This window comes from Actinomyces sp. (assembly GCF_030530635.1).
Classification (GTDB): domain Bacteria; phylum Actinomycetota; class Actinomycetes; order Actinomycetales; family Actinomycetaceae; genus Actinomyces.
The window spans coordinates 1-22,942 of record NZ_JAUMUL010000058.1 but is presented as its reverse complement, the minus strand read 5'-3'; the positions used below and the strand labels follow the sequence as shown (position 1 = coordinate 22,942).

Genomic DNA, 22,942 nt, shown 5'->3' with positions numbered 1-22,942 from the left:
CCCGCTTCTACGAGCGGCGCGAGATCAAGGACGCCATCGCCTACCTGCGCGCCGTCGACAACCCCGACGACGACGTCTCCATCCGCCGCATCCTGAACGTCCCCAAGCGGGGACTGGGGGACAAGGCCGAGGCCGCCCTGGCCGAACATGCCGCCCGCCATGCCGTCTCCTTCAGCACCGCGGTGGCCGATGCCGCCGGCGCCCCGCGCCCGGGGGAGGGCGAGGGCGCGGAGCCGCCCGCCGTCGTCGGGCTGACTACGCGCGCCACCCGGCAGGTGACTGGTTTCCACGAATTGCTCACCTCCCTGCGGCACGCGCGTGATGCCGGCGACGGCGTCGCCGACGTCCTCGACACCGCCCTGGACGCCTCCGGCTATCTGGCCGAGTTGCGCGCCAGCGACGACCCGCAGGACGCCGGCCGCGTGGAGAACTTGGCCGAGCTGCACGCCGTCGCCTCCGACTTCCAGGCCGCCAACCCCGACGGCACGCTCGCCGACTTCCTCGAGAGGGTCTCGCTGGTGGCCGACTCCGACCAGCTTCCCCCCAGCGCCGACGTTGCCGACCAGGCCGAGAACCGGGAACAGGCCGAGGCCCAGGCCCGCGAGCAAGGCCAGGTCACCCTGATGACGGTGCACACCGCCAAGGGCCTGGAGTTCCCGGTCGTGTTCGTCACCGGACTGGAGGACGGCACCTTCCCCCATGCGCGCTCACTGGCCGAGGAGACCGAGCTGGCCGAGGAACGCCGGCTGGCCTACGTGGCCGTCACACGCGCCCGCGAGCGTCTGTACCTGACCCGCGCCGCCGTACGTTCCGCCTGGGGGAGCGCCACGGCCATGCCGCCCTCCCGCTTCCTCGATGACGTGCCCGAAGACACGATCGAATGGAAGCGCCTGGCCTCCTCCATGGACGCGCTGCGCGGCGGCGGCACCGGCTGGGGCGCCTCCTGGGACGAGGGCGGCTTCGGTGCGCGCCGCGGCTACGGGAGTAGTCGCCAGGAGACCCCCGACGACGACGGCGACTTCGCCCCCGCCATCGGCTCCGGCCGGCGCACCCGTACCGGGAAACTGGGGCGGGTGGAGACCCCCAAGGATCGGGCCGAGGCACGCCGCGCCAAGCGGCTGGCGGCGCGCGGCAAGCCGGTACGCCTGGGGGCGGCGCAGTCCGAGGCCGAGCCCTCGGAGGCCGCCCTACCCGAGGCGGTGGCCGGGCTCAAACCCGGCGACCGGGTACGCCACAAGACCTACGGGGAGGGCAGTGTCATCGGTATTGAGGGCACGGGCCGCTCCACCGTCGCCCGCGTGGAGTTCATCATCGACGGCGCCCCGGCCACCAAGCGCCTCATGCTGCGCCTCGCCCCGGTCGAGAGGGTCTGACGAGCGAGCCCGAGGACCGGCTCGGCCTCGTGGACTGGCCACTCGCCACTCGGTGGTGCGGCGTCGCCCACGACGAGCAGCCTCGATGTTATGTTGGACACGCCTGTCCGACACAGGCGGCAGCGGCCCGCTCCCGGAGCCCTGGCCACCATCGCGTGTGGCCTCGTGCGCTCACATCAGGGACCGCTCGGTGTTGCCGTACTGACTCAGTGAATGGAGTGCCCGTGTCCTCTTGGAGTGATTCCTGCATCTGGTGGCACGTCTACCCGCTGGGCTTCACCGGCGCGCCGGTCCGCCCCACCGAGGCCGAGCGGGTGCTCACCCCCCGGCTGGACGCCCTGGAACCGTGGCTGGACTACCTGATCGCCCTGGGCGCCAACGGGCTGGCGCTGGGGCCGGTCTTCACCTCGGAGACCCACGGCTATGACACGGTCGACTTCTATTCCATCGACCCGCGCCTGGGGGACGATGCCGCCTTCGACCGGCTGATCGCCGCCTGCCGTCGACGCGGCATCAACGTCATGCTCGACGGCGTGTTCAACCACGTCGGCACCGGCCACCCCCGCTTCCGTGCCGCCCTAGACGGGGATACGCAGGCGCAGGCACTGTTCCGCCTGGAGCACACCGACGACGGCCTCACCCACCAGGACTTCGAAGGACACCGGGGCCTGGCCGCCCTCAACCACGACTCCGATGCCGTCGCCGAACTGGTGGCCGACGTCATGCGTCACTGGCTGCGCCGCGGGGCGGCGGCCTGGCGACTGGATGCCGCCTACGCCGTACCCCCGGAGTTCTGGGCGCGGGTGCTGCCGCGTGTGCGCGAGGAGTTCCCCGAGTCCTGGTTCATGGGTGAGGTGATCCACGGCGACTATGCGGACATCGTGACCCGCTCCGGCATGGATTCGGTGACCCAGTACGAGTTGTGGAAGGCGGTCTGGAGCTCACTGCTGGACGAGAACTTCTTCGAGCTCGACTGGTGCCTCAAGCGGCACAACGAGCTCCTGTCCACCTTCACCCCCATGACCTTCATCGGCAACCACGACGTCACCCGAATCGCCAGCAAGATCGGTGATGCCAAGGCGGCTCTGGCCGCGGTGATCCAGTTCACCGTTGGGGGGATTGCGTCGATCTACTACGGGGATGAGCAGGCCTTCCGTGGAACCAAGACCGAGCGGTTCGGCGGCGACGACGAGGTGCGGCCCGCCTTCCCCGCTACCCCCGAGCAGCTCTCGCCCCTGGGGGCGCCGATGCTGCGCCTGTACCAGGACCTGATCGCCCTGCGCCGCCGCAACCCCTGGCTCACGAACGCCACCACGGTGAGCCGGAACCTCGACAACTGCGCTTACAGCTATGACACGGTCGGCCCTGAAGGGCAGCGGCTCGTCGTTGAACTGCGCCTGGAGCCGACTCCGGCCGCCGTCGTCACCGCCCCCGACGGGCAGGTGCTGCGCATCGGGGGCGACGCCGACAGTGATCAGTGACGGTGCGGGCGGAAGGTAGTGTCATCCAGGGCGCGGATGACCCGGGCCGGGTTGCCCACGGCCAGTGAACCCGCCGGGATATCCCGGGTGACTACGGAGCCGGCACCGATGACGCAGTCGTCCCCGATGGTGACTCCGGGGCAGACGATCACTCCGCCTCCGAGCCATACGTTGTCTCCGATGGTGATCGGGTCCGCGGACTCCAGGCGCGCGCGGCGCGGCGTCGGCTCCAACGGGTGCACCGGAGTCAACAGCTGCACATTAGGACCCAGTTGGCAGTTCGCCCCGATCCGGATCGGGGCGACGTCCAGCGCGGTGAGCCCGTAGTTGGCAAAAGTCCCCGGCCCAATGGTGAGGTTGTCCCCGTAGTCGACGCGGATGGGCGGAAGCAGCACCACATCCTCACCCAGATGCGGGATGGCGGAGCGCAAGTGCTCGGACGCGCCCGGAGCGCCCTCATTGAAGGCATGCTCGTAGCGGGCCAACTCGCGGCGAGCATGTGCCGCGATGCGCGAGTTCTCCGGGTCGTCGGCCACATACCACTCACCGGCAAGCATCCGCTGCCGGTTGCTACGGCCGCCATCGGCCGGAAGCCAGTATGCGGCGGTGGTGGGGTCTGCGGGACCGGGGCGACCGGTGTCGGGGCTCATAGGCGTGAGTGTAGTGTTCTCAGACAGGCACGACTCGGCCGCGCTGAGAATGCTCCGAAACCGGATGCATGGGGCATGATGACCGACCACCGGGGCGGCTACCCGGCTCACCCCGCACCCGAACTGATCCAGGAAACGGCATGACAATCCACGCTCCCCAACCAGCGAGTTCCTCAGACCCGGTCACGACCGGTGATCGCGGTCTACTGGCGATTGCGGACCGGATAATCCCGGCGGCGTCGCCGCAGGCGCGCCGTGCCTCCGCGGCGGCCCGGCAATGGGGCTGGCAACTGCTGGCAGGCTTTTCTTCACTCATCGCATCACGGATCGCGATTCTCCTCACCGCGGTCATTGCCGCTGTGGTGAGTGGGCAGCGGATCGGTGCGGGGCACCTACTGGAGAACCTTTTCAATGAGCCCGCCGTGTTCCTCGTAGGTTCCGGCGTCTCGGCACTGGCCGCCGTCGCCGGCTACTGGGCACTCACGCATTGGATACGCGGCACGAGCGTCGCGGAGCTGGCAGGTCCGGGCAAGCTCAGCGAGTTCCTTTTCGGGATGGGGTTGGGGGCGCTGTTGGTGACCACCGTGGTGGCGCTGCTTGCAGCGGCCGGTTGCTACCGGGTGACCGCCGTCGGATGGGACACGGGCATACTCGTAGGCGCATCCGCGGGTCTGGCCGCGGGCTTCGCGGAGGAGATCCTGTTCCGAGGCGTGCTACTGCGGTTGGCAGAGCAATGGCTCGGCACCGCCTGGGCGCTGGGACTGACCTCGGTCCTGTTCGGTGGGGTGCACTTGACCAACCCGGAGGCGAGCGTATTCGGCACCGTGGCGATCATGCTCGAGGCGGGCATCTTGATGGGCGCCTGCTACCTGGCTACGCGCCGACTCTGGCTGGCCTTCGGCACCCATGTGGCGTGGAACTTCGTCCAGGGCGGTATCTTCGGCTCGGACGTCTCCGGCACCGGTATGGGCCGCGGACTGTTTGAGGCCCGTTTCTCCGGCCCCGATCTGCTCACCGGCGGAGAGATGGGGATAGAGGGCTCCCTGGTGGCCGTGGTGGTGTGCACCGCGGCAGGCGTGGTGATGCTACTGGTGGCACGCCGCCGCGGCCTGCTGCTGCCGCGCCGCAGCGCTCGCGCCCAGGCGCAGTAGCGAGATAGCCCCTTTGCTCGTGGCTGCCTGTTGCTGACCGCGGGTTCAGTCGGCCGCGGCTGCCCGGGCGGCGGGCGTGGTAGCCGCCATGCGCAGCACGTGCAGTGCTGTTTGCTGCAGCTCGCCCAGGGTGAGGCGCTCGCCGCCGGTGTCATCCGGTGAGTAGCCGGCCAGTACGGCGTCGTCATGGCCGTCGGCACGGGTGGATGACCAGGTCTCGCCGCCGGGCATGAGCACGTCTACGCCTGCCCGCACCCTGGTGGCGGAGTCCTTCAACTGCGGGAAGAGCGGATCGGGCGCATAGCGCATCCACCAGTCGGTCATCACATTGCCCTCGTAGCCCCACTCTCCGCGCAGGATCGTGGTGACCAGGTCGTAGTTGTAGTGGGCCCACTGACCATTGATTTTGTTGTAGCTGGTCATGATGTTGCGCGGGCTCGCCTCCTGCACACAGATGCGGAAGCCGCGCAGGTAGATCTCTCGCAGAGCCCGCGCCGACACGCGCGAGTCGTTGTAGATGCGGTTGGTCTCCTGGTTGTTGCAGGCGAAGTGCTTGGGGCAGGCCGACACCCCCTGCGACTGGATGCCGCGCACGACGGCGGCCGCCGCCAGCCCGGTCAGCAGCGGGTCCTCCGAGTAGTACTCGAAGTTGCGCCCGCACAGCGGGTCACGGTGAATATTCATGCCCGGCGCCAGCAGCACGTCCGAGCCCTTGCGGAGCATCTCCTGCCCGTGCAGTGCGGCCAACTCCTCCAGCAATGGAGCGTCCCAGGTGGAGGCCAGGGCGGTGCCGCAGGGCAGCAGGCTGGCGTAGGCGGACACGCGGATGCCGGAGGGACCGTCGGTGGTGATCACCGGTGGGACGCCCAGCGCACGCAGGCGCTCGGTCAAGCCGCCGAAGGCGCCGGCATTGCCCGGCGCACCCAGCGGAGAATTCATCTCCACATCCCCGTAGGCCAGCTGTGCGAGGTCCTCCACGCCAAGCTGCGCTACGAAGGCCTCCATGGTGGAGTGCCCGGTGACGACGTCGCTGAAGCGGATACCGACGTCCCCGGTTGGTTCGATAACCTCCGGCAGGCCTGACAGGATCCGTGCGCGCAGATCGGTGGTCGCCGTCGGCACGCGCTCCCAGCCCACCCGGGCCCGGCCCTCCGCATCACGAGCCACGGTCATACGTTCGAATGGGGCGTCGGGGGAGGGAGCGAGCGCCTCCTGAAGCTGTTCCACGACTTCAAGCGCGTCGACGACGACGGCGCCCGCCGCGACGGTTTGGCGTACCGAGGCGCCCACGTGCACCGGATAGGCGCCGGCCTCAATCACCCAGGCGTGGGCGTGACCGGTCCGGCCGTCGTCGTCGAAGGCGGCCAGACGCTCGCGGGGGAAGGAGAGCGCCACTTCCTGGGTCTGACCGGGTGAGATCACGTCAGTGCGGGCGAAGGCCACCAGTTCCCGGGCCGGGCGCGGCAGGACGGTATTGGTGGGCGCGCCCCGGTAGACCTGAATCACCGTTGAGCCGGGACGCGGACCGGTGTTGGCAGCCCGCACCCGCACGGTGATTTCGGCATCTGGGGCCGGGGCGGCTTCGTCCAGGTGCGCGGAGGACAGGTCGAAGGAGGTGTAGCCCAGGCCGTGCCCGAATGGGAACAGCACCTTCTCGGGTGCGAAGGTCTCGAAGTAGCGATAGCCGACGAACACGTCCTCGGCGTAGTTGTTGAAGTCCTGAGCGCCGAAGTTCGCGGCGGAGGGGTAGTCCTCGTAGCTGCGGGCGATCGTGTCGGTCAGACGGCCACCCGGCTCGGCGGCTCCTGCGAGCACGTCGGCGACCGCCCGGCCGCCCTCCATACCGCCGGGCCAGGCCAGTAGCAGGGCGGACACGCCCAACTCCTCGGCCCAGGACAGGTCCATGACGTTGCCGGAGTTTACGATCACCACCGTGCTTTCGAAATGTTCGGTGACCCGCTCCAACACAGTGCGTTCGGTGTCGGTTAGGTAGTAGCCGCCGGGCTCCAGCACATTCTCCCGATCCTCACCGGCTGCCCTACCAATGACGACGACGGCGGTGCGCGCCCGGGAGGCGGCCGCGGCGACTAGCTCGGCGTCCACCTCCATCTCCGGGTAGAAGCGCGGCCAATTGCCCCATTCCTCCGTGGGCGGTTCCTGCGCCTCGCACCACTGCCGATAGACGGAGGCCACCTCCGCATCAACATTGACGCCCTGCTCCACCAGGCTGCCCAGCAGGTTGGTGGTGTAGACGGCGTTGACGTCGCCGCCGGAGCCGTAGCCGACGGCGAACCAGTCGATCTGGACCCGGCCGAAGATCGCCACCGGCTCTGAGGGGGACAGGGGCAGCACACCGTCATTGATGAGCAGTACGGTGCCCTCGGCGGTGGCCCTGCGGGCGAGTTCGGCCAGGCGGGGGTCATAGGAGCGATCGGCGTCGGCCGCGGCGGTGTTCAGGCTCTGCGCGACCTCGTTGATGCTGTTAGCGGTCATGGCGGTTGTTCTCCGTGAAGGCGGGCGGGACGGCGTTGTCGGGGCAAGCCTAACCGACCGTGCGGTCGGTGCGACAGGGTGATCGGTGTACTGGCCCGCGTGTACAGTCCCCGTGTCGCCGATGGTCAGCTGGGCATTAAGTGAGGGTGCAGTGCGGAGTGTGAGCAAGTTGGGCCACGTGGTATGCGCACGCCGTAGTGACGGAACCAAGTTGCAATAGACTGTCGTGAATCTTGCAATCGGATTACATGAGCCGTTTGTGGGGGCAGTGAAAACCCTCGGGATTGGCCACAGATAACATGAATCGACCATGCAAAGCTTGCAAATGGGTAGGTGGTCGTGTGTAATGAGGCGGTCATGGCCGCCGTCGGCGCCGGGCCGCTCCGCGGCCTGTGGCTCCCGGTTGGCGGCTGCTCTCTACCCGGGCCTCAGGCTCGACAACTCCACGTCCAAGGGAGGACATTCATGCGACCCATCACCCGTCGCTCCATGCTCGGTGGTTCCGCGGCGGTCGCGCTCGCCGCGACCCTGGCCGCCTGCTCCAGCGGGTCCGGATCCAACTCCGGCTCCGGCGATTCCGGGACGGGATCGGTCTACTTCCTCAACTTCAAGCCCGAGGCGGAGGAGGCCTTCAAGACCATCGCCTCCGCCTACACCGAGAAGACCGGAGTCGAGGTCAAGGTGGTCACCGCCGCCTCCGGCACCTACGAGCAGACCCTCCAGACCGAGGTCGCCAAGTCCAACCCGCCCACGATCTTCAACATCAACGGTCCGGTCGGCCTGGCCACCTGGCAGGACTACGCCCTGGACCTGTCTGACGTCGACTTCGTCAAGGACCTCACCGACCCCTCGATGGCCCTGACCGACGACGCTGGCACTGTCTATGGCTCCCCGCTGGCCACCGAGGGCTACGGTCTGATCTACAACGGCGAGATTCTGGACAAGTACTTCGCGATGGACGGCGCCAAGGCCACCTCCATCAATGAGATCAAGGGTTTCGCCAAGCTCAAGGAGGTCGTCGAGGACATGCAGTCCAAGAAGGGCGACCTGGGCATCGACGGCGTCTTCGCCTCCACCTCCCTGTCTCCGGGCGAGGACTGGCGCTGGCAGACCCATCTGTCCAACTACCCCGTGTACTACGAGTTCAAGGACAAGAAGGTCACCGACACCCCGGACCTGGAGCTGACCTATTCGGACAACTACCAGCAGATCTTCGATCTGTACCTCAAGAACTCCACGGTTGAACCCTCCGCGCTGTCCTCCAAGACTGTTTCCGACTCCATGGCCGAATTCGCCCTCGGCAAGGCCGCCTTCGTCCAGAACGGCAACTGGGCCTGGTCCCAGATCGCCGAGGTCGACGGCAACGTCGTCAAGGAGGACCAGATCCACTTCATGCCGATCTACATCGGTGTGGACGGCGAGGACAAGTCCGGCATTGCGCTGGGCACTGAGAATTACCTGTCGGTCAACTCTCAAGCCCCCGAGGCGGACCAGCAGGCCTCCATCGACTTCCTGAACTGGCTGTTCACAGACGCCGATGCGGCCAAGCTGCTCACTGACAACTCCGTGGTCTCGGCCGCCCCCTACTCGGCCTTCGCCGAGCTGGCGCCGGCGGACCCGCTCGGTGCCGAGGTCGTGGAGTATCTGAACAACGACGAGCTCTACCCGATCAACTGGGTCTTCCAGACCTACCCGAGCCAGGACTTCAAGGACCAGGTGGGTCAGCACCTGGCCCAGTACGCCGCGGGCAACGAGTCCTGGGACGACGTCAAGAGCTACTTCGTCAAGGAGTGGAAGGCCGAGAAGAGCGCCTGACGGCTCTAGCAACTGGCCGCCGGGTGATCACTCGCCTGAGCGAGAAACGACGGCGGCGGCGCTCGGCGACACTGCCGGGCGCCGCCCGCCGTACCCCTTCAGTCGGCGCGACGCCGCAGCTTCAGCTACCGCGAACCCCTTAACACGCTCATGACCAAGTCGCTCAAGAAGTACTTCCTCGTATTCACCGGCCCCACACTGATCGCCTTCCTGATTGCTTTCATTGTGCCCTTCTTCATGGGCCTGTACCTGTCGCTGACAAAGTTCACCACGCTCACCAACGCCAAGTGGGTCGGCTTCGACAACTACCAGACCGCCCTGACCGGCAACACCGGCTTCGTCAAGGCGCTCGGCTTCACCGCCGTCGTCTCGGCCATCTCCATCCTCACCGTCAACCTCGGCGCCTTCGCTCTGGCCTACCTGCTCACCCGCAAGCTGCGCGGCACCAACCTGTTCCGCTCGGTGTTCTTCATGCCCAACCTGATCGGTGGCATCGTCCTGGGCTACACCTGGCAGGTCATGCTCAACGCCGTCCTGCGCCACTGGGGTCAGACCATCGTCAATGACTGGCGCCTGGGCATGGCCGGCCTGATCCTGCTCATCAACTGGCAGTTGATGGGCTACATGATGATCATCTACATCGCCGGCCTGCAGAACGTGCCCCCGGAGCTGATCGAGGCGGCGCAGATCGATGGCGCCGGCAAGTGGGGGACGCTGCGCAACGTCACCATCCCCATGGTGATGCCGTCCATCACCATCTGCCTGTTCCTCACCCTGGCCAATACATTCAAGATGTACGACCAGAACCTGGCCCTGACCAATGGCGCCCCGCTCAAGCAGACCCAGATGGCGGCGCTGAACATCGTCGACCTGATGTACAAGCAGGTCGGCAAGCAGGGCATCGCCCAGGCACAGGCTGTCATCTTCTTCATCATTGTTTCCGTCATCGCCGTGCTGCAGCTGCGCGCGACCCGCGCCAAGGAGGTTGACGCGTGAGCACCGAGACTCTCGCCCCCATGGGCTCCGCTGCCATCAAGCCGGTGAAGTCCTCCAAGCCCGCCCGCCGCAAGCAGACGGTCGGGCAGAATCTGCTCACCGCGTTCCTTGCGGTGCTGACATTGTTCTGGATCGTTCCGCTGCTGTTCATCCTGATCAACTCCTTCAAGGGCAAGTTCTTCATCTCCGACTCGCCCTTCTCACTGCCCACCGGCGAGACCTTCGCCGGCGTCACCAACTACATCACCGGCTTGCAGTTGTCCGGCTTCGCCCGAGCGCTGGGCTGGTCGCTGTTCATCACCGTTGGTTCCGTGGCCGTGATCGTGCTGCTGACCGCCATGACCGCGTACTACATCACCCGCGTCAAGACCTGGTGGACCTCCCTGATCTACTATCTGTTCGCCTTCTCCATGATCGCCCCCTTCCAGCTGGTCATGTTCCCGACCGTCAAGATCGCCGATCTACTGGGTCTGGCCACCCCGTGGGGCATGATCATCCTCTACCTGGGCTTTGGCGGCGGCCTGTCCGTCTTCCTGTTTGCCGGATTCATCAAGTCCGTGCCGCTGGAGATCGAGGAGGCCGCCTACATGGACGGCTGCTCCCCGCTGCAGAGCTACTTCCGGGTGGTGATGCCGCTGCTCAAGCCCACCGCGGTGACGGTGGCCGTGCTGAACGCCATGTGGGTGTGGAACGACTTCCTCCTGCCCAACCTGGTGATCGGTCAGGACGAGCGCTACAAGACGATCCCGATCGTCATTCAGATGCTGGTCGGCTCCAACGGCAACCGTGACATGGGTGCCCAGATGGCCATGCTGGTGCTGGCCATCATTCCCATCGTCGTCTTCTACGCCTTCGGTCAGAAGTACATCGTCGAGGGTGTCGCCGCAGGTGCCGTCAAGGGCTGACTTCGCCCGCATCCCGTCGTCGTGTCCAGCTTTCTTAGGCCAGACTCGGCCTTCTATCGGGCCTGGTCCGCAGCCGCTGACCTCGTCGTCATCAATCTGCTCACCTTGCTGTGGTGCTTGCCGGTGGTGACGGCGGGGTCCGCGCTGACCGCCTGCGCCCGGGTGGTGATGGAAATGGCGCGCGAGGAGGACACCTATACGGTGCGCACCTGGTGGCGGTCTTTCAGTACCAACTTCCGGCAGTCGCTGGCCTGGTGGTTGCCGACGCTGGCCGCGGGTGTACTCGCGGCCTGGATGAACCTGGCGCTGTCCCAGCTCGACGGGGCCTCCGCCCTGACCGGGCTCGTGAACGCCGGGGTGCTGCTTGGTGTAGGGGTTCTGGTCTGGTTGGTGCCACTGGTGGCCTTCTTCGACAACACCGTCCGCGTACACCTGGCCAATGCCGTTCGTCTGACGATTGGCCGGCTCGGCCGCACCGCCCTATGCGCGGCGCTGGTGGTGGTCCCAGCCGCTGTGGTGCTGGCCCTGCCGGGGACACGGGGCGCGGCCGGATGGTTCACGCTACTGCTCGGCGTTGCCTTCACGGGATACCTCATGGCCCTCATACAGCGGCCCGTGATCGACGTCCTGCGTGAGGGCGCTCGCACGGGTGAGAACGGTCCCTGCGGTGAGGTGTCGTGATGCCTGTGGAGAGGCGATCGTTTACGGCTGATGCGGTTGGGATCCGCCTCGGTGATCGCTTACTCCGACAGTCCCGGATGGGTGCTGCGGAAGGGTAGAACCACTGTAACCGGGTGATGGTTTACCGGCTCTTCCGGTTTTGGGGGTGCGGTGGGTGTGGGTTGGGGTGGTGTGTGGTTGTTTGTGGTTTGGTCGGCTGGCCGCGCCTGCTTGGGCGCCGGGTGGAGCCGAGAGTTCCGGGTGGACGCAATCCGGCTTCCCAGGGGTGTGGTGTTGGAGGGGTGATCTCGGGGTGGGGGTTTGTCTGGGTGGTCTGTCGTTGGCGCCAAGTGGCGTGGGTGGTGGCCCGAAGTGTCCAAATTGATGACAAACGCCGCTCAAGCCGCTGTCCGTGCGGCGCGAAACGTTGCTATTCCAACGATTCACGAACCGGTTCCGGGACGCTGACGGGGCGTTTGTCATCGATTTGGACACTTGCGCCCCCGGGAAGGCCGCCCGGGTGCACACCACCCACCAGCACCCAACCCACCAGGTAGACACCGCCCAACACCGGCACACCCTCAAACCGGAAGAGCCGGTTTAACAGCCGATCAACGTCATGTAACGGTGCAGTAACGACTTGTCGGAGGGCAGTCGGTCTCGTTCTTCGTGTGGGGAACGGGCAGTACTATTACCGAGCCATCAGTCGACGCGCGTCGACTTCGGGCCCGTGATGCCCACTTGCGGTGGGCTCGCCCAAGGCTTTTCAAGGAGGAAAACACATGGCACCTAAACTCTCCCAGTTCCCACGGCGCCGGTTCATTCAGGGATCCGCCATCGTCGCGGCCCTATCGGCCGCAGCGGCGTGCTCCAATGGAGGCTCCGGCGGTTCCGGAGGTTCCGCGCCGTCGGCGGCCTCCGCCGACGACTTCACAGGCACCGGTCCGATCACCTGGGTGCAGGGCAAGGACAACTCCGACGGCAAGGTGCAGGAGCGCATTGACCAGTGGAATGAGCTCTACCCCGATGAGAAGGTGACGCTGATCGAACTCTCCGCGGAGGCGGACCAGCAACGGCAGTCGCTCATCAACAACGCCCAGACTCAATCCGACGCCTACGACGTGATCTCACTGGACCTCGTGTGGGTGGCCGAGTTCGCGGCCAACCAGTGGGTTGTGCCGCTGCCGGCGGACGATCTGAAGAACGACGACATCATTGAGTCCGTGTGGGAGACCGGCCTGTACCGGGATACGCTGTATGCGATGCCCTTCGTGACGGACTCGTCCATCATGTATTACCGCAAGGACTTCCTCAAGGAGGCGGGGGTCGAGGTGCCCACCACGTGGGATGAGGTCAAGGCGGCCATTGACGCCGTACGCAAGTTGCCGGGACACGAGAGAATCGGAGGCTTCGGGGGCCAGTTCGCCAAGTATGAGGGGCTGACCTGCTGCACCAGCGAGTTCATCAACACCGCCGGCGGCTCCTTCTACGACGATGAGGGCAACGTAACCATCAACTCCCCGGAGGCCGTCACCGGTCTGCAGACCCTGATCAACGGCTTCAAGGACGGCTACATACCCACCGAGTCCCTGGAATGGAAGGAGGAGGACGGCCGCAACGCCTTCGAGTCCGGCAACCTGCTCTTCTACCGGCAGTGGCCCTACCAGTACGCCAACAACCTGGCGGCCCTCGGGGAGGACAAGTTCGGCGTCGCCGCCCTGCCCACCATCGACGGCAAGGCCTTCGTGCCCACCCTGGGCGGACACAACTGCGCCATCTCCGCCTACTCGAAGAACAAGGCCACGGCGTTGAAGTTCGTCCAGTGGTGGACCAGTCAGGAGTCTGAGAAGTACGCCCTCGAGACCCAGACCCTCGCGCCCATCCTCGGCTCCCTTTACGAGGACTCCGAGATGCTCGAGAAGTTCCCCTACCTGACCACCCTGCGCGAGTCTCTCGACTCGGCGCGCGGGCGTCCGCAGGCGGTCGCCTACGGTGATGTGACCGCGGCGATTCAGGATGCCCTCTACCCGGCCGTACAGCAGCAGGCCACGGCGGAGCAGGCGATCAGCAACCTCGAGACCTCGCTAAAGGCCCTGGCCTGACACGGTGTCGGCATCGCTGGTCGACGGCAATCCGTGACTCAGTCGCTGGTGGGGCGGGAACCGCCCGCCTCACCAGCGGGAGTCACGCACCGAACCTCCTACTGATTTGCAGTTCGGCTCCGAGTACGCGCCTGAGGTGATGCGGAGCAGACAGGCCTCAGGTGGGTCGGAGAGTGCAGTGAGCCCAAAGAGTAGATACGCAACAGGCAAATGAGTACGAATACCTATGTGCCGGATGTGAACCATCGGTCCAAGGCCAGTCGGGCACAATCCCGCCTGGCATGGTTCCTGATCACCCCGACGATCATCGTCTTGACGATCGTCATCATCATCCCAGTGTTCCAGTCCCTGCGGCAGTCCCTTTTCGGCAAGGCGGGACTTGACCCGGAGACCGGATTCGTCTCCGACGTTGAACCCTTCGTCGGGTTTGACAACTACACGAGCATATTCACCGACGCCGGTTCCCGCTTCTGGACCGCCGCCTGGAACACCACGCTGTTCGGCGTCGTCACCGTGGTATTGGAAACCATTCTGGGTGTGGCAATGGCGCTGATCATGCATCGGGCCATGCGGGGGCGCGGATTCGTCCGCGCTGCGATCCTGGTGCCGTGGGCGATTCCCACTGCCGTCTCGGCGATCCTGTGGGGATGGATCTTCAACCAGAACGGAGTGGCCAACGCGATCCTGGGGCAGCACATCATGTGGGCCTCTGGTGATGCCACCGCCAAGACGGCCATCATCATCGCCGATGTGTGGAAAACCGCCCCCTACATCGGACTGCTAACGCTCGCCGGGCTCCAGGTGATCCCGGACGAGGTGTACGAGGCCGCCAAAATCGACGGCGCGAACGCCTGGAAGCGGTTCACGCGGATAACGCTGCCGCTGGTCAAACCGGCCCTGGTGGTTGCCGTACTCTTCCGCGCCCTTGACGCACTACGCATGTTTGACCTGCCCTACATTCTGATCGGGCCGCGCAAGGGATCTGTGGAGACTATCTCGATGCTGGTTCAGGACGAGGCCTCCAACCTGCGCTACGGCTCGGCGGCCGCCTACGCGCTCATCCTGTTCCTGTACGTTTTCATCTTCGCTTTCGCGTTCACGCGAATCACCCACGCGGACCTGGGTGCCACCGCCCCGCGCCAGGGCGGCAAGCGGGGCCGCAGGCTACCCGCCACGGCCTTCCTGCCGCGGCGCCGCCCCGCCGCGGCCGACGCCAGGAGTGGCGGTGTCGTTACCGGAACCAGTGAGAGGAGTGTGTCATGAGTGCGGCGACCACTTCGATGTCGGTGAGTGAGCGTCCCCGGAAGAGGTTCGACTGGGCCGGCTCGCTGTCCACCTTCGGTATTGTTCTCATCGTCATCTACTGCCTCGCGCCGTTCTATTGGATGGTGGTGTCCTCACTGCGCACGGACACCGAGATCTTCGAGAACACATGGTGGCCTCGGCATGTGTCCTTGGAGAATTACCAGGCGGTCTTCTCCGCCAAGAACAACTTCGGCCAGGGCCTGGTCAACTCGTTGATCGTTTCCGTAGTGGTGACCGTTGTCGCCCTGGCGATCGCCACCTTCGCCTCCTACGCATTGGCCCGCTTGGACTTCCGTGGCAAAGGCGTGCTGCTACTGGTGGTGCTGGCCACCTCGATGTTCCCGCTCGTGGCGATCATCGTTCCTCTGCTGAAGAACTTCTCGGCCTGGAACTGGATCGACACCTACCAGGCGATGATCATCCCGGACCTGTCGTTCTCACTGCCCTTGGCGGTGTGGAACCTGACCAGTTTCTTCCGGCAGATGCCTCAGGAGCTCGAACAGTCCGCCATGGTGGACGGCTGCACTCCCGGGCAGGCGTTCCGCAAGGTCATTCTGCCGATTGCCGCACCGGGCATCTTCACTACCGCCATCATCATCTTCATCGGCGCTTGGAACGAGTTCCTGGTGGCCGTCACGATGATCAACCACCCCGCCATGCAGCCCGCAACCGTGCTGCTGTCCAAGTTCACCGGTGCCTCCCAGTTCAACACGCCTTTCGGATCGCAGATGGCCGCGGGTGTGATTATGACTCTGCCGCTGGTGATCATGGTGTTGATCTTCCAACGCCGTATTGTGGCCGGTCTGGCTGCGGGCGGTCTGAAACAGTGACCATCCGGACCGGGGCGGGGCCGAGGACTCGCTGCGCCTGCGGCCCCGCCCCGGCCGCCCCTTCCGTGAGCCTGCTTGAAGACGTACTTCTACCTCGTGTCCTATCCGCCCAGTGATCGCAGGTCCACTGTGCTGCCTGCGCTCCCCGACCCAATTTCAGGAATAGCCCAATGACTTCGCTTGCTCCCGTCGTCACCGCGCGCAACGACCAGGAGGCCTGGTGGCGTGACGCCGTCATCTACCAGATCTACCCCCGGTCCTTCGCCGACTCCGACGGCGATGGCCTGGGCGACCTGCCCGGCATCACCTCCCATATGGATCACCTTGCCGCCCTGGGGGTGGACGCCATCTGGCTGTCGCCGTTCTACCCGTCCCCACAGGTGGACGCCGGCTATGACGTCGCCGATTACTTCGACGTGGCTCCCGAATACGGCACACTGGCGGACTTCGACGTCATGGTCGCCGCCGCCCGCGCCGTCGGCATCAGGGTGGTGGTGGATGTGGTGCCCAACCACTCCTCCGATCAGCACGCCTGGTTCCGTGCCGCCCTGGCGGCCGGTCCCGGCTCTCCCGAACGCGATCGCTATATCTTCCGGCACAACCCGGACGGACCTCCCAACAACTGGGGCAGCCTTTTCGGCGGATCCGCCTGGACCCGGGTCGAGCCGCTTACCGGAAGGCCCGAGGACCGCGACTGGTGGTACCTGCACCTGTTCGCGGCCGAACAGCCCGACTTCAACTGGGACCACCCCGAAGTACGCGAGATGTTCCGGGACTTCCTGCGCTTCTGGGCCACCCGCGGCGTGGATGGTTTCCGCGTCGACGTGGCCCACGGCCTGGTCAAGGCCCCGGGTCTGCCCGACGACGCCCTGGGCGCCGATCGCTGGCGGGGCTTTGCCGTGGATGAGGACGGGGCCTCGGTTCCCAAAACCGCCGACAACGGGCCCATGTTCGACCAGCCCGGCGTCCACGAGATCTACCGGGACTGGCGGCGGGTGCTGAGCGCTATCCGCCCGGACATCCTGCTGGTGGCCGAGGCGTGGGTGGATCCGCCCGAGCACATGGCCCGGTATGTCCGCGAGGACGAGATGAGCCAGGCCTTCAACTTCGACTACCTGAAGTCTGCCTGGCGCGCGGCCGACCTGCGGCAGGTGATCGATACCTCCATGGAGGCGAACGCCGCCGTCGGCGCCCCGACCACCTGGGTGCTGTCCAACCACGACGTCGTCCGTCACGCCACCCGTTTCGGCTACCCCCCGGGCTCCGAACCGGATGGGGGCATCGGTGCCGAGGACCCGCAGCCGGACGCCGCCCTGGGACTGAGGCGGGCGCGCGCCGCCACGCTGTTCGCACTCGGGCTGCCTGGCGGGATGTACATGTTCCAGGGGGAGGAGCTCGGCCTGCCCGAGCACACCACCATGGACGATTCAGCCCGGCAGGATCCGGCCTGGCTGCGTACCGACAAGCAGACGCGCGGACGCGACGGCTGCCGCGTCCCCCTGCCCTGGGCCGTCGACGCCCCCGCCTGCGGCTTCAACACCACCGGGCTGAGCTGGCTGCCGCAGCCCGAGGGCTGGGACGGCTACGCCCCCGCTGCTCAGGAGACCGACCCCGACTCCACCCTTGCGATGTACCGCCGAGCCATCGCAACCAGACGCGAGTGGCGGCTGGGACGGGGCGAGATCCAGTGGCTCGAGGGACTGCCCGGGCAGGTACTGGCCGTCCGCAATGGTGAGGTAATCGTGGTCACCAATACGGGCGACGAGGAGTTGCAGCTGCCCCTGGCGGGCACCGTGCTGGTGCAGTCCTGGAATGGGGAGATGGGCGACCGCGCGGATACCGTCGTCGTCCCCGCCAACGCCACCGTGTGGCTGGCCGCGTCGTGAATTCGCGCCGGGGCCGTCCCGGCAGGATCCAAAAGGAGCACCCATGGCTACCCGCGCCGATGTCGCCCGCCTGGCCGGGGTCTCTCCGTCAACCGTCACCTACGTGTTGACGGGGCAGCGGCCCACAGCCCGTGCCACACGAGAACGGGTGCATCGCGCCATCGACGAGCTCGGCTACCGGCCCAATCGTCATGCCTCGATGCTGGCGGCCCGCTCGGTGCGTACGGTCGGAGTACTGTTCCGTATGCAGCGCTCCGGCATTGATGCGAACGATCTGGAGTACGTCGAGGGCGTGCGTGAAAGCGTAGAGCCTCTCGGCATCCAGGTATTCGTACCCGTGGGGCAGCACTCTCGGCTGCTCGCGTTGGAGGGGCTGGTACATTCTCAGGCATTGGATGCGGCCGTACTCATGGACGTGGCCCGCAACGACGAGCGCGAGGAGTATCTATTGGCGGAGAGCGTGCCCACCGTGCTGATCGGCACCTCCTACCGCACGGACGGCGCCCCGGGGGTGGATGCGGACTTCGAGCAGATGGCCGACCTGGCCGTAAGTCACCTGGTGGACCTGGGCCACCGCCGCATCCTGTTCCTCATGCGCGACATCAACGCCGACCGCTCCAACGCTTATACGGCCGAAAGCCGAGCCGTGCGCCTCGCGGCCCGCAGGCACGGTGTGGAGGCGGTGTTCCGCCTCTGCCCCGACAACGTCGTCGCCGGGGCGAATGAGGTTGGCTCCACCGGACTCGCCGATGGATGTACCGCCGTCGTTTCCAACAACACCAGTGCCCTGGAGGGTTTGATCGCGGCGGCCTGGGCGCGGGGGCTGCGCGTACCGCAGGAACTATCCCTGGTATCCCTGGGCCTGACCGTGACGCGAACCCCGACCGGAGGCCTGGTGACCGAAGTGGGGGTCGACCGGCTGGCACTGGGGCGCCGCGCCGGCGCCCTGCTACTGCAATCCCTGGAGGACGACGCAGTATCCGGGGTCGAACTGATTGCCTCCCGGCTCATCGACCACGGGTCCACCGCACCTGCGCACCTGGCCTGATTCGCCGAGACCGGCACTAATGACATGCTGAGACCGGTGGATATGACGTCTTCAGGCGATCTCGGCGACGGCGGCAAGAATCCCCTCGGGCACGCCCACTGCATGCAGGCCGCCTATGAGCGATCCGCCGGTCATGTCGGAGGAGACTACCTCCCAGGCCCGATCCTTGGCCGGATAGGACATCTGGGCCGGTTCAAGGATGCGGAAGACCTCGTCGGCCAGAGCCGGGGGCTGCGTGCTCGCCCCGGCCAGCGTCAGGGTGATGCCGTCCGCCGGACGCACCGCTCCTAGACAGATGTCCAGGCCGCCGCCGAGCGTGAAGCCGTCCGCCTTGCGCACCGTTACGGGCACTTCAGATCCGCCCAGGTGGGCGGTGACGTCGCCGCCGACGGACAGCAGGTGCACGGTGAGTTCGCGCTCCGCCGGGACGACGCCGTCGGGTCCCTCCCGGGTGATCGTAAGGCGGGCCGAACCCGCGGACTCGTCCCAGGTGAGTGTGAAGCGGGTACGCACCACGGCGTCGGGCCCGGGCTCGGGGGAGCCGTCGTCCTCCTCCAGTACGAACTCACCGTCTGCCCCGGGCACGACTACCACAGACAGGTGGCGGGGGTTGTCGCCGGCCGCCTCGGTGAGGTCCTCGGCCCCCACAATGATGCTGCCGGCGCGCGCCAGTACTGGCACCTGGTCCAGCGGCCGGGAGAAGGTTAGCGTGCGGCCATCGGCGGCGGCTGCTTCGTAGCGACGGCCGGTGGGCAGATCGAACCAGAGGCCCTGTGGCAGCCAGGCCTCCTCCTGTGCCAGGCGCGAGACCGGGTCGGTGGGACGGGTGATCGGCACGACGATCAGGTCACCGAATAGGAACTCATTGCGGTTGCCGTAGGCGCCCATGCGCCAGGGGTGATCGTGGTAGAGCGGGCGGACGGGGCCGATGCCCTCGGTGTGTGCGCGGCGCGCCCAGGTGTACAGGTAGGGGACGAGCCGGTGCCGCAGGCGCAGGTGGGCGTTCATGGTGGCGCGGGCATCGCGCGAGTAGCGCCACGGCTCCTTGGAGTTGAACACTGATGCGGTGGAGTGCATGCGGTTGATGGGGGAGAAGCAGCCCAACTGCACCCAGCGGGCCGCCATCTCATCATCTTTGACCCCGAGCATGTGTCCGCCGATGTCATTGGACCACCAGTAGTAGCCGATGTTGGCGGAGGTGGCCGTGAACTCCGGCTGGAAGCGCAGCGACTCCCAACTGGTCACGGTATCCCCGGAGAAGCCGATCGGCGTGCGGTGGCTGGAGGCGTCCGCGAAACGGGAGAAGGTGATGGGGCGACGCCGGTAGGGGGTATGGCCGGGTCCGTCTCTGCGCTCGCGACCGGAGTCGAGGTAGTGGACGTGGTTTAGCATCCACAGCGGGTCCAGTCCGGGGATGTCCGTGGCGCCGCCCTGCTGCCAGTCCAGCCACCAGAAGTCGACCCCCTGTGCCTCCAACGTGTGGTGGGCGTGCTCCAAGTAAGCGGCGGTGAAGGCTTTGTCGCCGATGTTGAAGGGGATGTCCGCCCCCTTGGTCGGGTCCAGGTCTAGGTCGCGTGCCATCGCCTCGTAGGCGTCCTCGTGGCAGCGTATGCCCGCGGCCGGATGCAGGTTGAGCGTCACCTGCATCCCACGCTCGTGCAGTGCAGCCAGGAAGCGCTCCGGGTCGGGGAACAACTGCCGGTTCCAGGTGTATCCGGTCCAGCCGTTGCCGATCGCGGGATCAATGTCCACCAGATGCCAGTCCATATCGATCACGGCCACGGAGAATGGCAACTGCTCGGCGGCGAAGCGGTCCAGCAGTTCCAGGTAGGACTCCGCGGAGTACTTGTGGTAGCGGCTCCACCAGTTGCCCAGCAGCGCCCGCGGAATCAGTGGAGTGGGGCCGGTGAGTGTGAAGAAGTCGTTCAGAGCGCCGCGGTAGTCCTGCCCGTAGCCGAAGAAGTAAAGGTCCTGATCCGGGGCATCGGCGGGCATGTGCTCGGCCCGCGGCCGCGGGCGCACCCACTCATCGTCCTGGACTAGCAGTGAGTCGGAGTCGTCGAGCACGGACAAGCCGGTGATGGACAGCAGGCCGGGGCTCACGTGTGTGGCTCCGTCCACGGTGTCGAGCGTACGGATGGTGCCACCCAGATTCGTGCGGTAGGTCTCATCCGGATCCCACCGGTCTCCATAGCGCCACGCCCCGCCGTGCACACCGATGACGGCACTGCGCAGGGCGATGCTGAGCCCGGACCGTGAGAAGCCGCGCGAGGGCTGATAGGTCAGATGCAGGTGCTCGGTGATGATTTCGACCCGGTCCTTGCTGCGGTGCACTTCGAAGTCGGGCACCGGGCCGAGGTCGCGCGATACCACCAACTGGGTGGCGGCGTCCACGAAGTTGCCGTCGCGGGAGTACTCCATGCGGATCAGCCGGGACGTCAGCATCGTGAATCTCCAGTCGGGGCCGGCGACGACGGCGTCGGGGCGTGCGGGGGCGGGACGCGGTCGGTCCGTGCCGGGGGAGAGGGGAGAGGTCATGGGTGGCCTTTCAAACGTAACTGAGTCCGGAAGGCGGCCTGTCCGACCGCAGGTTTTGCGATAAACGTAAGTGTAGCGCACGGCCGCGTCGACCACGTTCACCGGGCAACGGCTCTATGCCACAATTCTGCGTGAGCGACCCGCTGGCGGGGCGGCTGGCATAGAAGCGGACGGAGGAGGCCGAGGTGACGACCCTGAAAGACGTGGCGGCACGAGCCGGCGTGAGCGCCATGACGGTGTCCAACGTCATCAACGGGCGAGCCGGCAAGGTCTCTGCCCCCACCGTCGCCCGCGTGCAGGAGGCGATCGCCGCCCTGGGGTATGTGCCCAGCGCCGCGGCCCGCTCGCTGGCCGGCTCGTCCTCGCGGATCCTCGCCCTCGTGTATGAGGCCGTGCCAGGGCGACCCGCACTGGAGACACCGTATGAGTCGATGTTCGTGGGGGTATGCGAGCAGGCGGCCCGCGCCGAGGGTTACGCCCTTATGCTGTGCGGCGCTTCCAAGGCCGAGGACACTGTGACCCAGCTGCGCTCCTGGAATGTTGCCGGCGCCATCGTCATGGCCACCACCCGCATGGCTCCCGGCGAGTTCCTAGAGCGTTCCGGCATTCCCGCGGTTTTCATTGATGCATACCGGGAGACGGAGGAGGTCTCCTACGTCAACGTCGACGACGCCGGCGGAGCCCGCATGGCGGGGGAGGGACTGGGGCGGGCGGGTCACCGGCGTGTGGCCTTCGTCGGGCCTACGGTCGACATTCCCGGGGTGGTGCGTGAGCGGCTGCGCGGTCTGCGTGAGGGACTGGCCACCCACGACGGTGGAGTGGAGCGCCGGGATGTGTTGCTAGCCGAGGTCAGTTTCGAGGAGGGTATTGCCGCGGCGGCGCGGTTGGCAGAGCGGAAGCCCGCCGTAACTGCCGTATTCGCCTCTGGTGACGTACTCGCCCTAGGCATCGTCATGGGATTGCGCCGGGCGGAGGTGAGGGTGCCCGATGACGTCTCAGTGGTCGGCTTCGACGGACTGGACCTGGCCCGTTACGTCGACCCGCCGCTGACGACGGTGCGACAGCCGATACGCGACAAGGCCTCCACCGCGGTCTCCTTCCTAATGGAGGAGCTGCGCGACGGCGACGGCGCGCCGCGGCAGGTCGTCCTGCCGGTTGCCTGGCAGGCGGGGAGAACGCTCGGGTCGGCAACGATCCCCGACAGGTGAACTGCGTACGCACTCTTGCTCAGGGTGGAGAATTTCTTGCTATTTGCTCTGTTGTTTGTGCCTCCACTTAATAGCAGTTGCGTCGAGGACTCCCACGATGGGTGCGGCGAGGAGGATCAGCGGGATGTTATCGCCATGTCCCAGGGCCGCGGAGATCCCGCAGACAACTGCGGCAACTATGACCGTTGCCAGGACGAGCCGTGCGAAATGGGACTTGGGGTGAATCGAGCTTCCCATAAGGTCACTTCCTGTAAGGCGCATTGAAGTCCGGAAGTATGCCTATCAGTATGACATATTCCACTTAAATAGGTCGCTGTGTGGTTCTCTCTGATTCACTGGAAGCCGAGTGCAGTGCGTGTCTCGGCTTGACCAGCGGGCTGTGGACCGTGCTCTTGCCGGGAGCTGGAGAGAGGCTGCTGCTAAGGCAGATGTGGGGTGGGGAAGATGGCGTTTCGCGTTTGAGGGTGTGGGTGGAGCCGGGAGTCGGTTCGCTCGCGTGCT

16 protein-coding genes are annotated in these 22,942 nt (G+C 66.3%); 13 read left to right on the top strand and 3 right to left on the bottom strand.

Annotated features, from left to right (window positions below; all coding sequences use genetic code 11):
* Positions 1–1,373, top strand: a 1,373-nt coding sequence (locus Q4A20_RS12025; RefSeq protein WP_303123262.1) for a 3'-5' exonuclease, incomplete at its 5' end; no start/stop codon positions are given.
* A 224-nt stretch (positions 1,374–1,597) separates the two neighbouring features.
* The gene (locus tag Q4A20_RS12020; RefSeq protein WP_303123260.1) at positions 1,598–2,854 is read left to right on the top strand and encodes an alpha-amylase family protein; all 1,257 of its coding nucleotides are present in this window, start codon (positions 1,598–1,600) and stop codon (positions 2,852–2,854) included.
* Here the strand turns inward: Q4A20_RS12020 and Q4A20_RS12015 are convergent.
* A complete protein-coding gene (locus Q4A20_RS12015) occupies positions 2,848–3,411 on the bottom strand; it encodes a sugar O-acetyltransferase (protein WP_303123268.1) in 564 nt (187 codons plus the stop codon). The two genes, Q4A20_RS12020 and Q4A20_RS12015, sit on opposite strands and share 7 nt — an antisense overlap.
* Positions 3,412–3,644: 233 nt before the next feature.
* On the opposite strand from Q4A20_RS12015, the gene Q4A20_RS12010 reads away from it, so the two are divergent.
* Positions 3,645–4,655 carry a CPBP family intramembrane glutamic endopeptidase gene (locus tag Q4A20_RS12010; RefSeq protein WP_303123258.1) on the top strand — a complete coding sequence of 337 codons (1,011 nt, stop codon included), beginning with the start codon at positions 3,645–3,647 and terminating at the stop codon, positions 4,653–4,655.
* Positions 4,656–4,700: 45 nt separating this feature from the next.
* On the opposite strand, the gene Q4A20_RS12005 is transcribed toward Q4A20_RS12010, so the two are convergent.
* Entirely contained in the window at positions 4,701–7,148 is a 2,448-nt protein-coding gene (locus tag Q4A20_RS12005) for a glycoside hydrolase family 3 N-terminal domain-containing protein (protein WP_303123256.1), read from the bottom strand.
* 465 nt (positions 7,149–7,613) lie between these two features.
* Here Q4A20_RS12005 and Q4A20_RS12000 point away from each other — a divergent pair, with 465 nt between their 5' ends.
* From Q4A20_RS12000 to Q4A20_RS11960, 9 genes are all read left to right on the top strand, one after another.
* Entirely contained in the window at positions 7,614–8,963 is a 1,350-nt protein-coding gene (locus tag Q4A20_RS12000) for an ABC transporter substrate-binding protein (protein ID WP_303123254.1), read from the top strand.
* Positions 8,964–9,113: 150 nt separating this feature from the next.
* Positions 9,114–9,959, top strand: coding sequence for a carbohydrate ABC transporter permease (locus Q4A20_RS11995; RefSeq protein ID WP_303123252.1), 846 nt, complete (start codon positions 9,114–9,116; stop codon positions 9,957–9,959).
* A 20-nt stretch (positions 9,960–9,979) separates the two neighbouring features.
* Positions 9,980–10,864 carry a carbohydrate ABC transporter permease gene (locus tag Q4A20_RS11990; RefSeq protein ID WP_303123266.1) on the top strand — a complete coding sequence of 295 codons (885 nt, stop codon included), beginning with the start codon at positions 9,980–9,982 and terminating at the stop codon, positions 10,862–10,864.
* Positions 10,865–10,885: 21 nt separating this feature from the next.
* Complete coding sequence (locus Q4A20_RS11985; protein ID WP_303123250.1) at positions 10,886–11,545, top strand: YesL family protein; 660 nt, start codon at positions 10,886–10,888, stop codon at positions 11,543–11,545.
* Between the two features lie 761 nt (positions 11,546–12,306).
* Positions 12,307–13,626, top strand: coding sequence for an ABC transporter substrate-binding protein (locus tag Q4A20_RS11980; RefSeq protein ID WP_303123248.1), 1,320 nt, complete (start codon positions 12,307–12,309; stop codon positions 13,624–13,626).
* Positions 13,627–13,836: 210 nt separating this feature from the next.
* The gene (locus Q4A20_RS11975) at positions 13,837–14,889 is read left to right on the top strand and encodes a carbohydrate ABC transporter permease (protein WP_303123246.1); all 1,053 of its coding nucleotides are present in this window, start codon (positions 13,837–13,839) and stop codon (positions 14,887–14,889) included.
* A gap of 17 nt (positions 14,890–14,906) precedes the next feature.
* Complete coding sequence (locus tag Q4A20_RS11970; protein ID WP_303123264.1) at positions 14,907–15,761, top strand: carbohydrate ABC transporter permease; 855 nt, start codon at positions 14,907–14,909, stop codon at positions 15,759–15,761.
* A gap of 170 nt (positions 15,762–15,931) precedes the next feature.
* Complete coding sequence (locus Q4A20_RS11965) at positions 15,932–17,647, top strand: glycoside hydrolase family 13 protein (protein WP_303123244.1); 1,716 nt, start codon at positions 15,932–15,934, stop codon at positions 17,645–17,647.
* Positions 17,648–17,690: 43 nt separating this feature from the next.
* A complete protein-coding gene (locus tag Q4A20_RS11960; protein ID WP_303123242.1) occupies positions 17,691–18,695 on the top strand; it encodes a LacI family DNA-binding transcriptional regulator in 1,005 nt (334 codons plus the stop codon).
* Between the two features lie 51 nt (positions 18,696–18,746).
* On the opposite strand, the gene Q4A20_RS11955 is transcribed toward Q4A20_RS11960, so the two are convergent.
* Positions 18,747–21,233 (bottom strand): TIM-barrel domain-containing protein, encoded by a 2,487-nt coding sequence (locus tag Q4A20_RS11955; protein ID WP_303123240.1) that lies wholly within the window; start codon positions 21,231–21,233, stop codon positions 18,747–18,749.
* A 185-nt stretch (positions 21,234–21,418) separates the two neighbouring features.
* Here Q4A20_RS11955 and Q4A20_RS11950 point away from each other — a divergent pair, with 185 nt between their 5' ends.
* Positions 21,419–22,441 (top strand): LacI family DNA-binding transcriptional regulator, encoded by a 1,023-nt coding sequence (locus Q4A20_RS11950; protein WP_303123238.1) that lies wholly within the window; start codon positions 21,419–21,421, stop codon positions 22,439–22,441.
* Positions 22,442–22,942: the final 501 nt, after the last annotated feature.